General features: G+C 71.3%; 11 protein-coding genes. 7 read left to right on the forward strand and 4 right to left on the reverse strand.

What is annotated here, in order from left to right; all coding sequences use genetic code 11:
• Positions 1 to 4: 4 nt before the first annotated feature.
• Together FHW12_RS09795 and FHW12_RS09800 are read right to left on the reverse strand one after the other, a co-directional pair.
• Positions 5 to 1927: a DUF2207 domain-containing protein gene (locus FHW12_RS09795; RefSeq protein WP_182530806.1), complete on the reverse strand. Its 1923-nt coding sequence runs from the start codon at positions 1925 to 1927 to the stop codon at positions 5 to 7.
• Complete coding sequence (locus tag FHW12_RS09800) at positions 1924 to 2460, reverse strand: LemA family protein (protein WP_182530807.1); 537 nt, start codon at positions 2458 to 2460, stop codon at positions 1924 to 1926. Before FHW12_RS09800 ends, FHW12_RS09795 begins: the two co-directional genes overlap by 4 nt.
• Positions 2461 to 2589: 129 nt before the next feature.
• On the opposite strand from FHW12_RS09800, the gene ubiE reads away from it, so the two are divergent.
• The 5 genes from ubiE to FHW12_RS09825 all read left to right on the forward strand — a co-directional run bounded on the left by ubiE (position 2590) and on the right by FHW12_RS09825 (position 8830).
• Positions 2590 to 3363 carry a bifunctional demethylmenaquinone methyltransferase/2-methoxy-6-polyprenyl-1,4-benzoquinol methylase UbiE gene (gene ubiE / locus FHW12_RS09805; protein WP_182530808.1) on the forward strand — a complete coding sequence of 258 codons (774 nt, stop codon included), beginning with the start codon at positions 2590 to 2592 and terminating at the stop codon, positions 3361 to 3363.
• A gap of 10 nt (positions 3364 to 3373) precedes the next feature.
• Positions 3374 to 4639: an SDR family oxidoreductase gene (locus FHW12_RS09810; RefSeq protein ID WP_182530809.1), complete on the forward strand. Its 1266-nt coding sequence runs from the start codon at positions 3374 to 3376 to the stop codon at positions 4637 to 4639.
• A complete protein-coding gene (locus FHW12_RS09815) occupies positions 4636 to 5106 on the forward strand; it encodes a DUF2269 family protein (RefSeq protein WP_182530810.1) in 471 nt (156 codons plus the stop codon). The genes FHW12_RS09810 and FHW12_RS09815 overlap by 4 nt, the downstream gene beginning before the upstream one ends.
• A gap of 121 nt (positions 5107 to 5227) precedes the next feature.
• Positions 5228 to 6793 (forward strand): S10 family peptidase, encoded by a 1566-nt coding sequence (locus FHW12_RS09820; RefSeq protein ID WP_182530811.1) that lies wholly within the window; start codon positions 5228 to 5230, stop codon positions 6791 to 6793.
• Between the two features lie 183 nt (positions 6794 to 6976).
• Entirely contained in the window at positions 6977 to 8830 is a 1854-nt protein-coding gene (locus FHW12_RS09825; protein WP_310735204.1) for a M1 family metallopeptidase, read from the forward strand.
• An 18-nt stretch (positions 8831 to 8848) separates the two neighbouring features.
• Here FHW12_RS09825 and FHW12_RS09830 read toward each other — a convergent pair whose 3' ends face one another.
• Together FHW12_RS09830 and FHW12_RS09835 are read right to left on the reverse strand one after the other, a co-directional pair.
• Positions 8849 to 9601: a tetratricopeptide repeat protein gene (locus FHW12_RS09830; RefSeq protein WP_182530812.1), complete on the reverse strand. Its 753-nt coding sequence runs from the start codon at positions 9599 to 9601 to the stop codon at positions 8849 to 8851.
• A 211-nt stretch (positions 9602 to 9812) separates the two neighbouring features.
• Positions 9813 to 10469: a hypothetical protein gene (locus FHW12_RS09835; RefSeq protein WP_182530813.1), complete on the reverse strand. Its 657-nt coding sequence runs from the start codon at positions 10467 to 10469 to the stop codon at positions 9813 to 9815.
• Positions 10470 to 10581: 112 nt separating this feature from the next.
• Between FHW12_RS09835 and gpmI the strand changes: the two genes are divergently transcribed.
• Together gpmI and FHW12_RS21585 are read left to right on the forward strand one after the other, a co-directional pair.
• A complete protein-coding gene (gpmI, locus tag FHW12_RS09840; RefSeq protein ID WP_182530814.1) occupies positions 10582 to 12117 on the forward strand; it encodes a 2,3-bisphosphoglycerate-independent phosphoglycerate mutase in 1536 nt (511 codons plus the stop codon).
• A complete protein-coding gene (locus FHW12_RS21585) occupies positions 12118 to 13296 on the forward strand; it encodes a peptidoglycan DD-metalloendopeptidase family protein (RefSeq protein ID WP_182530815.1) in 1179 nt (392 codons plus the stop codon). It abuts the gene before it with no gap.
• The last annotated feature ends 13 nt before the right edge of the window (positions 13297 to 13309 follow it).

A 13309-nucleotide genomic window follows, 5' to 3' on the forward strand; every position in this document is an offset into this window, starting at 1 on the left:
GCGCCTACCAGCCGCCGCCACCCCCGCCGCCGCCACCGCCGCCCGACGAGCCGCCGCCACCGCCGCCGGACGACGAGCCGGGCGCGCTCGACGAGGACGAGATCGCGCTGCCGAACGACGAGCCGAGATCGCTCGCGAAACCGCCGAAATTGCTGATCGACGCGCCGTGGTACCAGCCGGCGCCCGCGACCGCCGCGGCCGCCGCGGCAGGACCGACCGTCGCGGCGAACAGGTTCGTCCAGTTCTCCTCGACGCCGAGCGCGAGCGCGTACGGCAGCATGCGGTGGAACTGGTCCGCGCTCATCGGCGGCGCCTTCTGCGCGGCGATCTCGTCGCGCTCGGCGACGCCGAGGTAGAGGCGCAGGCCGTCGATCTGGTCGAGCAGGCGCCGGCCGGTCGTCGTCGGCGCCTTCATGAGCCAGGCGAACACGAGGTTCGTGGCGATCAGCGCGACGATCGCGATCGCGAATGCGACCCCGGCGAGCATCACCAGCACGCCGATGCCGAACAGCTCGCCGGCGACGAACGGCAGCGCGAACACGCTGATGAACAGCGCGCCCGCCGTCGCCGCGGCGCGCTTGCCGAGCGATCCGCGCCGCGCCATCCGCCACGCGCGCACGACCTGCGCGCACAGCGCGAACACGCCGACGCTCCAGCCGCCGAGCCAGACCAGGATGAACGCGGCGCCGGCGGTGCGGCCCGCGTCGCCGATGAACAGCGCCGCGCCGATCACCGTCGCGACGGTGATCAGCACGCCGATCACGACGAGGCCGGTGTTCTTGCGGAAGTGGCTGTCGGAGTAGGCGGCCTTCAGCGCGCTCTTGTGCGCGTCGAGCGCCTTCGAGATGCGCGAGTGCGCGGACTGCTGGAACGTGAACGCGTCGTCGCCGGCGAGGAGGTCGTCGACGAGGCGGGATTCGACCGGCGGGAGATCCGCCTTGCCCGCGCGCTCGATGCGGTAGTCGCCGCCGTCGTCGGCGATGCGGATCGCGCCGCGCACGGCGGCGTCGACGACGTCCGCGGCGACGCAGCGGTCGTCCCAGCCCATGCGTTCGACGTAGCGCAGCGCGCCCGGCGTGTGGCCGAACGGCGGGTCGTACAGCGGAATGATCGTGCCCGGCTTGGGATCGCGGCCGACGCGCGACCACTGCACGGCGTAGTAGGCGAGCACGAGCAGCAGGCCGGCGACGAGCGCGAGCACGCCCGCATTGTCGCCGAGGAACCAGGCGACGCGCTGGCGATCGGTCGGCGCGGCGACGATGCCTTTCGGGAAGCCGACCGCGATCGTCAGTCCTTCGCTCGGCCGGAGCGTCCGCCTGGTCGCGAACACCGCGCGCGATTCGCCGTCGGCGCGTGCGCTCCAGTCCTTGCCCTGCGCGCCCTGGACGCCCGTGTAGGCGTCGAGGCGCAGGTCCGACGGCGCGATCGATCCCGGCAGCGCGACGGTCGCCGTCACCTCGTCGATCGCGAATTCCCAGCCGTTGCCCGTCACGTTCCAGTACAGCTCGTCGTGGTCGGCGAAGAAGCCGAGCTGGCGACTCGTGTGGTAGTCGAACGAGTAGGTGTACTCGCCGGGCGGCAGCGTCGTCTCCTTCGAACCGAAGTAGACGCGCACGCCGTTGCCCTTGCGCTCGGAATGGAACGGCTCGACCGCGCCGTCGCGGGTCAACGCCCGAGGCTCGAACGCGACGTGCACGGCGTTGTGCAGGCGATCGGCGTAGTCGGTCGGGAAATCGCGGTAGATGCCGTGGCGGATGGCTTGGCCTTCCGCGCGCACGCGGATCGTCTCGGTGACGTCCATGCCGCCGTCGGCCGCGACCTCGATCGTGCTCTGGAACGACAGGATGCGTTCGTCGGCGGTCGCGGCGAGCGGCCACGCGCAGGCCACGGCGAGCAACCAGGCGGCGAGGTGCCGTGCGTGCATCATCGTGGAGCCTCCTGGCCTTCGCCCTGGCGGAAGAATTCGGCGGCGCCGAAGTTCGCCGCGCGCGCGACGAGCAGCGACGGGAACGTTTCGATCCGGTTGTTGAGGTCGCGCACCGCGCCGTTGTAGAAGCGGCGCGCGTACTGCAGGTGGTCCTCGATCGCGACGAGGTCGCGCTGCAGCGCGAGGAAGTTCGCGCTCGCCTTGAGGTCCGGGTAGCTCTCCTGCAGGGCGAGGATGCGCTGCACCTGCTCGGCGAGCTCGCCCTCGAGCTGCGCCTTGTCGCGCAGCGACGCCGCGGCCATCGCGCGCGTGCGAAGTTCGGCGACGAGGACCAGGGTCGCGCGCTCGTGGCCGGCGTAGCCCTGCACGGCGGCGACGAGCTGCGGCACGAGATCGTGCCGGCGAGTGAGCTGCACGTCGATGTCGCTCCAGGCGGATCGCACCTGGTTGCGCGCGGCGACGAGTCCGTTGAACAGCACGATCACCGCCGCCACCACGATCAGCGCGACCGCGCCCAGCCCCCAGACCAGCATGTCGATGCTCCCCCGCCCCCGTGGCGCGACGCTCCCGGCGGAGCATCCGGCGCATTATGCGGCCCGCGCGCGCCGGCGCAACGCAGGCCGCACCGCAGGCCGCACCGCGCCTGCGGTACCATGCCCGCCATGAGCGAAACGACCGGCAAGCCAGGCACCACCCACTTCGGCTATCGCGACGTGCCCGAGGCCGACAAGGCGCGCCTCGTCGGCGAAGTGTTCACGTCGGTCGCGCGCAAGTACGACATCATGAACGACCTCATGTCGTTCGGCGTGCACCGGCTCTGGAAGCGCTATTTCGTCGCGACCAGCGGCGTGCGCGAGGGCGACGCCGTGCTCGATCTCGCCGGCGGCACGGGCGACATCGCCGCATTGCTGCTGCCGAAAGTGCGACCGACCTCCACCGGCACCGGCCGTGTCGTCGTCGGCGACATCAACGGCGACATGCTGCGCGTCGGGCGCGACCGCCTGCTCGACCGCGGCCTCGTGCACGGGCTCGACTGGTCGCGCATGGACGCCGAAGCGCTGCCGTTTCCCGACCGCAGCTTCGACTGCGTGACGATGGCGTTCGGCTTGCGCAACGTCACGCGCAAGGAGAACGCGCTCGCCGAGATCCACCGCGTGCTGAAGATCGGTGGTCGCGCGCTCGTGCTGGAGTTCTCCGCCGTGCGCGCCGAGTTCCTCAAGCCGCTGTACGACTTCCATTCGTTCCAGGTGCTGCCGCGCATCGGCGCACTCATCGCCGGCGATGCGTCGAGCTACCGCTACCTCGCCGAGTCGATCCGCAAGCACCCGGACCAGGACACGCTCAAGGCGATGATGGAGACCGCCGGCCTCGCGCGCGTCGACGTGCGCAACCTGTCCGCGGGCATCGTCGCGATCCATCGCGGCTACCGCGTCTGAGTCGCGCCCGATGCGCGTGCTGGTGACGGGCGCGTACGGCTTCATCGGTGCCTTCGTCGCCGCTGCGCTCGAGCAGGCGGGCCACGCGGTCGTGCGTGCGGTGCGGTATCCGCGTGGCGGCGACGCGAGCGCGATCACCTGCGACCTCGCGCGCGACGTCGACGCCGCCGACTGGCGCCCGCGCCTCGCCGACGTGGACGCGGTCGTCAATTGCGCGGGCATCCTGCGCGAACGCGGCGCGGACACGTTCGACGCGGTGCACGTGCGCGCGCCGCTCGCGTTGTTCGGCGCCGCGGTGCAGGGAGGCATCACGCGGCTCGTGCAGGTTTCCGCGCTCGGCGATCCGGCCGATGGCGCGTTCGTCGCGTCCAAGCACCGGTTCGACGCCGCAGCGCTCGAGCTGCATGCGGGCGCGGTCGTGCTGCGCCCCTCGGTGGTCTATTCCGTGCGCGGTTCGTACGGCGGCACGTCGCTGTTGCGCGCGCTCGCCGCACTGCCCGGCGTCGTGCTCCTGCCCGCCGGTGGGCAACAGCGGCTGCAGCCGCTCGCCGCGGAGGATTTCGCGCGCATCGTCGTCGCCGCGGTCGAACGTCCCATGGGCGGCGCACGCGAGGTCGGCGGCCCCGACACGGTGACGTTGCGCGACTACCTCGTCGCGTGGCGCCGCTGGTTGCATTGCGCGCCCGCCGTCGAACTCGCGATCCCAGCGGTGCTCGTGCGCGTGGCCGCCGCGCTCGGCGAGCGCATCGGCGCCGGACCGTTCGGCCGCACGACGCGACGCATGCTGGAGCGCGGCAACATCGTCCGGGGCGTCGATGCGAGCGACGCATTCGGCGTCCCGCCGCGCGCGCTCGCCGACGTGCTCGCGGCGACGCCGTCGCAGGTGCAGGACCGCTGGCACGCGCGGCTGTATTTCGTGCTGCCGCTGCTGCGGTTCACGCTCGCCTTGCTCTGGATCGGTTCGGGCCTGCTCGGGCTGCTGCTGCCTGCGGCTGCCGTGGCCACGGCGAGCGACAGCGGGCCCCTCGATCCGCACACGGCGGTGGGGCTCGCGCGTGCGGCCGGCGCGCTCGACCTCGTCCTCGGCGTGCTGTGCCTGTCGCGCTGGCGACCGCGGCTCGTGCTTGCGGCGATGGCGGCGATGGCCGCCGCGTACACGGTGCTGATCGGGAGCGCCTGGCCGCGGTACTGGCTCGACCCGTACGGTGGCCTCGTCAAGAATGTGCCGATCCTCGCCGCGCTCGCGGTATTGCTCGCGACGGAGGAACGCCGGTGAACGAATACCTGCTGCTCAAGGTCGTGCACGTCGTCTCGGCCGCGTTGCTGTTCGGCACGGGTCTCGGCACCGCGTTCTTCACCTGGTTCACGCATCGCAGCGGCGACGTCGGCGCGATCGCGCGCATGACGCGCCTCAACGTGCTCGCGGACTGGCTGTTCACGGCGCCCGCGGTGGTGATCCAGCCGCTGAGCGGCTTCGCGATGATGCGGCTCGCCGGACTCGACGGGCATGAGCCGTGGCTGCGCGCGGCGATGCTGTTGTACCTCGTCGCGGGAGCGTGCTGGTTGCCGGTGGTCGTATTGCAGTACCGCGCGCGCGACCTCGCCGCGCGCGCGGCCCGCGACGGCACGCCGTTGCCGCCGGCGTACCACGCAGCGATGCGGCACTGGTTCCTGCTCGGCTGGCCGGCTTTCGCGGCGGTGCTCGCGACGTACTGGCTGATGGTGGCCAAGCCGGCGCTGTAGTGATCACGGTGACGCGGTCTTTGCACCGCGTTTACACCGGACCGGCACTTTCGTCACGGGCGGCGCGGTGGGCACGGGCGCAGGCTGCGCGCTCCGTGTTGGCCAGCCAGGGGTTCCCGTGATGCGTCGCAAACCGTTCGGGGCGCTGCTCGCCTCGCTGCTGCTCGTGTTCTCGCTCGCCGTGCATGCGGCCGAGGACGACAAGGACGCCGAATCCGCCGACAAGGACGCGAAGTCGGCGAAGAAGGACGAGAAACCGGTGCCGCCCGAGAAGACCGCGGTGTCGCACGGCAGCGTCGACGTCGGCGGCCGCGCGGTGCGCTACACGGCGACCGCGGGCAACGTGCTCATCCACGACAAGGACAACAAGCCGAACGCGAGCGTGTTCTACGTCGCTTACACCGCCGATGCCGCGCGCGGCGCGGGCGAACGCCCCGTCACGTTCTTCTACAACGGCGGCCCGGGTTCGCCGAGCGTGTGGCTGCACATGGGCTCGGTCGCGCCGGTGCGCGTCGAATCGGCGAGCGCACAAGCGACCGCGCCGCCGCCGTACCGGCTCGTGCCGAACGCCTACAGCCTCATCGACCGCAGCGACCTCGTCTTCATCGACGCGGTCGGCACCGGCTTCTCGACGCCGGTCGGCAAGGGCAAGGGCAAGGACTTCTGGGGCGTCGACCAGGACCTCGACGCGTTCGCCAAGGCGATCACGCGCTACGTGACGATCAACCACCGCTGGAACGCGCCGAAGTTCCTGTTTGGCGAGTCGTACGGCACGACGCGCTCGGCCGGCCTCGTCAACAAGCTGCAGAACGACGGCATGGCGTTCAACGGCGTCGTGCTGCTGTCGTCGATCCTCAACTACGGTGCGAATTCGCCCGGCCTCGACCAGACCTACGTCGGTGCGCTGCCGACGCTCGCCGCGATCGCGTGGTACCACGACAAGGTGCCGAACAAGCCGGCCGACCTGCACGCGTTCCTCGACGAGGCGCGCGCGTTCGCCGCGGGCGAGTACGCGACTGCGCTCGCGAAGGGACAGAACCTGTCGCCGGTCGAGCTCGACGCGATGGCGGCGAAACTCGCGCGTTACACCGGCCTGTCGGCGCAGTACCTCAAGGAGGCGAACCTGCGCGTGAACCAGAGCCGCTTCCGCAAGGAGCTGCTGCGCGACGAGCGGCGCACGCTCGGCCGCTACGACGGCCGCTACGAAGGCATCGACCTCGACGCCGCGGGCGAGAACCCCGAGTTCGATCCGTCCTCGACCGCGATCACCGGCGCCTACATCGGCGCGTTCAACCACTACGTCGAAGACACGTTGAAGTGGAGCAGCGACACGCCGTACGTGCGCACCGGTCCCGACATCATCCGCGACTGGGACTGGAAGCACGCGCAGGACGGTTCGCGCTTCCCGCAGCGCGTGCCGTACGTCGCCGCCGACCTCGCCCGCGCGATGCGCGAGAACCCCAAGCTGCAGGTGCTGTCGGCGAACGGCTGGTTCGACCTCGCGACGCCGTTCTTCGCGACCGAGTACGACATCTCGCACATGCAGCTCGACGCGTCGTTGCGTGGCAACGTGACGTTCACCTACTACCCGTCCGGGCACATGGTCTACCTCAACGTCGATGCGCTGAAGCAGTTCAAGGCCGACCTCGACCGCTTCTACGACCACGCGCTCGCCGCCGTGCACTGAGCGCAGCACGCTGCCGGACGCGCCGAGCGCGGCGTGTCCGGGCCGCCCTCGCGCCCGCCGCGGCGGTGCGTTGTCCGCGTCGCGGCACCGTCCGCGCCGTTCGCGCGGCGCAGCGCGAACGGCGCCGTGATTTCGGCGACAATCCCGCATTCGGCCGCCGTCGCCCGCCATCGAGGTAGTCCCGTGTGCACCCTGTCGCGCCTGCTCGTCCTGCCCCTGCTGCTGCTCGCGGTCGATGCCGCGGCGGCCGATCCGCACAGCTATGCGAACACCGATGCGGTGACCGTGCGCGCGGTCGCGCTCGACCTCGACGTCGATTTCGACAAGCGCGAGCTCGCGGGCACCGTCGAGCTGCAGCTCGACTGGCACGATCCGGCCGCGCGCACGCTCGTGCTCGACACGCGCGACCTGACCATCGACGGCGTCGAGGCGCAGGCGGCCGGTAGTCCGGCGCGCGTGCTCGGTTTCGCCCTCGACCAGCGCGACGCGATCCGCGGCTCGGCGCTGCGCATCCGCCTCGAGCAGCCGGCCGCGAGCGTGCGCATCCGGTACCGCAGTGCGCCGCAGGCGTCGGGCCTGCAGTGGATGACGCCGGCGCAGACCGCAGGCAAGCAGCATCCGTTCATGTTCTCGCAGTCCGAATCGATCCATGCGCGCAGCTGGGTGCCGCTGCAGGACACGCCGTCGGTGCGCTTCACCTACACCGCGCACGTGCGCGCGCCGAAGGCGCTGCGCGTGGTCATGAGCGCGGACAACGACGTCAAGCACGCGCTCGACGGCGACTTCCGCTTCACGATGGACAAGCCGATCCCGTCGTACCTGCTCGCGATCGCGGTCGGCGACATCGCGGTGCGCGAGACGGGTCCGCGCAGCGCGGTCTACGCCGAGCCGTCGGTGGTCGATGCGGCGGCGAAGGAATTCGCCGACACCGAGAAGATGATCGAGACGACCGAAAAGCTGTACGGCCCGTACCGCTGGGGCCGCTACGACATCCTCGTGCTGCCACCGAGCTTCCCGTTCGGCGGCATGGAGAACCCGCGCCTCACGTTCGCGACGCCGACGGTGCTCGTCGGCGACAAGAGCCTCGTCTCGCTCGTCGCGCACGAACTCGCCCACTCGTGGTCCGGCAACCTCGTCACCAACGCGGCGTGGAAGCACATGTGGCTCAACGAGGGCTTCACGACCTACGTCGAGAACCGCATCGTCGAAGCCGTCTACGGCAAGGCGCAGGCCGACGAGGAATTCATCCTTGCCGCCGACGAACTGCGCGGCGAGATCGCCGAGATGCCGAAGCCGGACCAGCGCCTCGTGCCCGACTTCGACGCGCGCGATGCCGACGACGCCGGCTCCGACTTCGCCTACACCAAGGGCGCGTGGCTGCTGCGCACGCTCGAGGCGAAGTTCGGCCGCGACGCGTTCGATGCGTACCTGCGCGGCTACTTCGACCACTTCGCGTTCCAGAGCATCACCACCGAACAGATGCTCGCCTACCTCGAGCCGAACCTGCTCGCGAAGTACCCGGGCAAGATGAGCCTCGCCGAGGTCAAGGCGTGGATCGAGCAGCCGGGCATCCCGGCCGACGCGACGGTGCCGACGTCGGAGCGTTTCGCCTCGATCGCCAGGCAGCGCGGCGAATGGCTCGCCGGCACGCGCAAGGCGGCCGATCTCGACGCGAAGGGCTGGAACACGCAGGAATGGATGTACTTCCTCGACGGCCTGCCGAAGCCGCTGAAGACGGCGCAGCTCGCCGAGTTCGACGCGGCCTGGCACCTCACCGGCGCGGCGAACGCGGAGATCGCGCGGCGCTGGTACCTCGCCGCGATCCGCGCCGACTACCGCCCCGCGCGCGACCAGATGGCCGCGTACATGTCGCGCATCGGCCGGCGTTACCTGGTCCTGCCGCTGTACGAGGAACTCGCGAAGACGCCGGATGGCCTCGCGTTCGCGCGCGGCGTCTACGCGAAGGCGAAGCCGGGCTACCACCCGCTCACGCAGGCGGGTATCGAGAAGGCACTCGCGAAAAGGCAGAAGCGCTGACGTGCTTCCCGGCTCGGTTCAGCCCGCCTCGAGCGAACCGAGTTCGCGTTTCGCCGCATCGAGCCATTCGCGCTCCTTGCGGCGGTAGTAGCGCGGCGCGAGACGCGCGCGCTTGAGCATGTCTTGCAGGACCGTGCGCGCCTCGGCGACGCGTGCGCGCCGGCGCAGCAGGTTCGCGTAGCGGTAGCGCGCCTGCTCGCCCGGGTAGCTGCGCGCGAGCACTTCGTACTCGGCGAGCGCGGCGTCGTGCTCGCCGAGTTCCTCCAGACAGCGCGCGTAGAGCAGGTGGCCGTCGGTCGAACGGAAGCCCGGGTTGGCCCGCATCAGTGCATCGAGCGTGGTGCGCGCGGCGGCGAAGTCGCCATTGCCGGCCTGCGCCTCGGCGAGGCCGAGCATGAACAGCGGCTCGGCCGCGTACATGCCCTTGAGGATCGATTCGTACAGCTCGGCGGCGTTGCGGTAGTCGCGCAGGCGCAGGCATTCCTCGGCGAGCGCGCGGCGGTTGTCGGTCGTGTCGGCGAGTTCGAGGCGCTCGCGGATCGCGCGGCGCCGACGCTCCGGGTCGATCTTCTCGAGTACGTGCCGGGCCGCGGTGCGGCCGCGCGGGTCGTTGCGCAGGTCCGGCAGCACGGCGACGAACACGTACACGGCCACCGCGGGGTAGGAGCCGATCAGCAGCAGCCAGATCCAGTACAGCGGCCGGCCGCTGCGCACGACGTGGATGGCGCAGAGGATCGTCAGCGCGAACGAGGCGAGCAGGAGCAGCGGCATGGCGGCACGCGCGAGTCGAAGGACGCGCGCATCCTGCGCATTCCGCCGCGGCCATGCAAGCCGATGCGGGGTGTCGCAGGATCTGCGACGGCGCCCGCGCAACCTTGGCGCCGCAGTGGATGCCGTCTTTCGCCCCAGGGACGGGGCGATCCCCTCCTAGGCAAGCCTTGACCCACGCCGTCGTCAGCGGCGTGGGTTTTTTTTCCGCGGCTTACGGGCTGTCGCCGGAGAAGGCCTGCGCCTTCGCGCCCGTGATCGTGCCGACCTTCGCGGTGTTGCTGACGAACAGGTCGACTTCGCGGCGGAATTCGAGCGTGCCTTCGACGATCGCGTGCGGGCCGATCACGATGCGCGGGTTGCGCTGCTTGCCCCACGACCAGCCGTGCGGCTTGTCGACGAGGATGCCGCCCTCGACGCGCGAGTCGGCGCCGATCTCGATGTCGCCGCTGACCGTCTCGATACCGCCGCCGATGTGCGCGGCGTCGAGCACGTAGCGGCCGTTGACGTTCGAGGCATGGCCGGCGATCTCGGCGCCCTTGCCGAGGCGCACGCCGCCGTTGACGGTGCCGACCGTGCCGCTGACCCGCGCGCCGGCGCCGAGGTCGATGCCGCCGTTGACGGTCTCGAGCGATTCCGCGGTCGCGCGGTCGCCGAGGTCGATGCCGCCGTTGACGGTCGACACCTTGGTCGCGCTGCCGCCGCCGTCGACGCGGATCGAGCCGTTGACCGTGCTCAGCGAGCCGGCCTGCTGGTCGCTTTCGATGTGGATGGAGCCGTTCACCTTGTCGACGTCGACGCCGCGCGCGGAGGCACCGGCGGCGACGAACAGCGAGGCGAGGGCGAGGGACAGCGCGGTCTTGCAGTGCATGGCGGTCTCCAGGGTCGGTACGGTCGGGTGTTTGGATGCGTCGCCGGTCGGAAAGGTTGAAACGCGTCGCGGGCGGCGTTCCGTTAGCATTGGCGCCTGCCTTCGCCATGGAATGTGCCACGTGTCACGACCCAAGCCGATCCTGCTGCTGATCCTCGACGGGTGGGGCTACCGCGCCGAAACCGCGCACAACGCGATCGCCATGGCCGATTGCCCGAACTGGCGGCGCCTGCTCGCCGAATGCCCGCACACCCTGGTCGACACGCACGGCGAGCACGTCGGCCTGCCGGACGGCCAGATGGGCAATTCGGAAGTCGGCCACATGAACATCGGTTCGGGGCGGATCGTCTACCAGGACCTTACGCGCATCGACGCGGCGATCGCCGACGGCTCGTTCGGCGCGAACGCGGCACTGGTCGGCGCCTGCGACGCCGCGCGCCTCGGTGGCGGCACGCTGCACGTGTTCGGCCTGCTGTCGCCCGGCGGCGTGCACAGCCACGAGCGGCACATCTTCGCGATGCTCGACCTCGCCGCGCGCCGCGGCGTCGCGCGCGTCGCGGTGCACGCGTTCCTCGACGGGCGCGACACGCCTCCGCGCAGCGCCGCACCGAGCATCGAGGCGCTCGCGGCGAAGTGCAGCGCGCTCGGCAACACGCGCATCGCGACGGTGAGCGGCCGCTACTACGCGATGGACCGCGATCATCGCTGGGATCGCGTGCGCCTCGCGTGGAGCGCGATCGCCGAAGCGGTCGCCGAGTACCACGCGATCGACGCCGCGGCCGCACTGCGCGACGCCTACGCGCGCGGCGAGAACGACGAGTTCGTCAAGCCGACCGTCGTCGACGGCGGTGCGCGCGTCGCCGACGGCGACGCGATCGTGTTCATGAACTTCCGCGCCGACCGCGCGCGCGAGCTGTCGCACGCGTTCGTCGACGCCGATTTCGACGGCTTCCCGCGCGTGCACGCGCCGCGCCTGTCGGCGTTCGTGACCCTGACCGAGTACGAGCAGGGGCTCGCCGCGACCGCGGTCGCGTGGCCGCCGCAATCGATGCGCGACACGCTCGGCGAATACCTCGCCGCGCAGGGCCTGACCCAGTTGCGCATCGCCGAGACGGAGAAGTACGCGCACGTGACGTTCTTCTTCTCGGGCGGTCGCGAGGAACCGTTCGCGGGCGAGGACCGCATCCTGGTGCCGAGCCCGAAGGTCGCCACCTACGACCTGCAGCCGGAGATGAGCTGCCCCGAACTCACCGACCGCCTCGTCGAGGCGATCGGCTCCGGTCGCTACGACTTCATCGCCTGCAACATCGCCAATCCCGACATGGTCGGCCACACCGGCGTCGAGGCGGCCGCGATCAAGGCGGCCGAGGCGGTCGACGTCGCGCTCGGCCGGCTCGTCGCGGCGATCCGCGCGGCCGGCGGCGAGATGCTGGTCAGCGCCGACCATGGCAACCTCGAGCAGATGCTCGACGAGAACGGCGTGCCGCACACGCAGCACACGGTCGGCCCGGTGCCGCTCGTCTACGTCGGCCGCAAGGCGCGCCTGCATCACGGCGCGCTGCGCGATCTCGCGCCGAGCGTGCTCGCCCTCATGGGCCTGCCGCAGCCGGTCGAGATGAGCGGGCGCAGCCTCGTCGAATTCGCCTGAGTGGCGCCGCGCCTGAGTCCGTTCCTGCTCGCCGGCGTCGCGGCGGCGCTGCTCGCCGGCGCGGCGCACGCGCGCGCGGAGGAAGCGCCCGACCCGCAGCGCGCGGCGCAGGAGCAGGAAACGAAGAAGAAGCTCGACGCCGTGCGCGCCGAGCTCAAGGCGCTCGCCGAGCAGCAGCGCGCGGCCGGCGGTGAACGCGACGATGCCGCGCGCGCGCTGCGCGACAAGGAGCTCGCGCTCGCCGCGGTGGCGAAGGACGTGCGGGCGCTCGACGCGAAGGTCGCCGCGCAACAGACGCGCCTGGACGAACTCGACGCCGAGAAGGCCGGGCTCGATCGCACGCTCGCGACCCAGCGCGAGGCGCTCGGCGGCCTGCTGCGCTCGGCCTACGCGCTCGGCCATGGCGAGGAACTCAAGCTGCTGCTGCAACAGGACGACGTCGCCGCGATCTCGCGCGTGCTCGCCTACCACCGCTATTTCCAGCGCGCGCAGGTCGAGCAGATCGAACGCCTGCTCGGCGACCTGCGCCGCCTCGCCGACGTGCAGGCGCAGATCCGCGGCGCGAGCGCCGAACTCGCCGCGTCGCGCGACGCGCGCGCGGCCGAAGGCGCCAAGCTCGACGGCGAGCGCGCGGCGCGCGCCGAACTGCTCGCGCAGCTCGAGGCGAAGCTGAAGGACCAGGCCGCCCGCCTCGCCGCGCTCGGTCGCAACGAAGCGGAACTCGGCAACCTGCTCGAGCGCCTGCGCGACGTGTTCGCGGACATCCCCAAGCAGCTCGCCGGGGCCGAGGCGTTCGCGACGCAGCGCGGCCGTCTGGCGTGGCCGCTGCAGGGCAAGGTCGTCACCGCGTTCGGCGCCGCCGACGAGTCGGGCCGGCGTAGCAGCGGGCTGCTGCTCGCGGCGAAGACCGGCAGTCCCGTGCACGCGATCTCGCACGGGCGGGTCGCGTTCGCCGACTGGCTGCGCGGCTACGGCCTCATGCTCATCGTCGACCACGGCGACGGCTACCTGAGCCTCTACGGCTGCAACGAGACCCTGCTAAAGGACGTCGGCGACTGGGTCGACGCCGGCGAGACGATCGCGACCAGCGGCGCGAGCGGTGGGCAGAAGGCGGCCGGGCTCTACTTCGAGCTGCGCGCGAAGGGGCAGGCCGTCGACCCGCGCGGCTGGCTGCGCTAGCTGAACGTTTCGC

Source organism: Dokdonella fugitiva (assembly GCF_014138265.1).
In the GTDB taxonomy this organism is placed as follows: domain Bacteria; phylum Pseudomonadota; class Gammaproteobacteria; order Xanthomonadales; family Rhodanobacteraceae; genus Dokdonella_A; species Dokdonella_A fugitiva_A.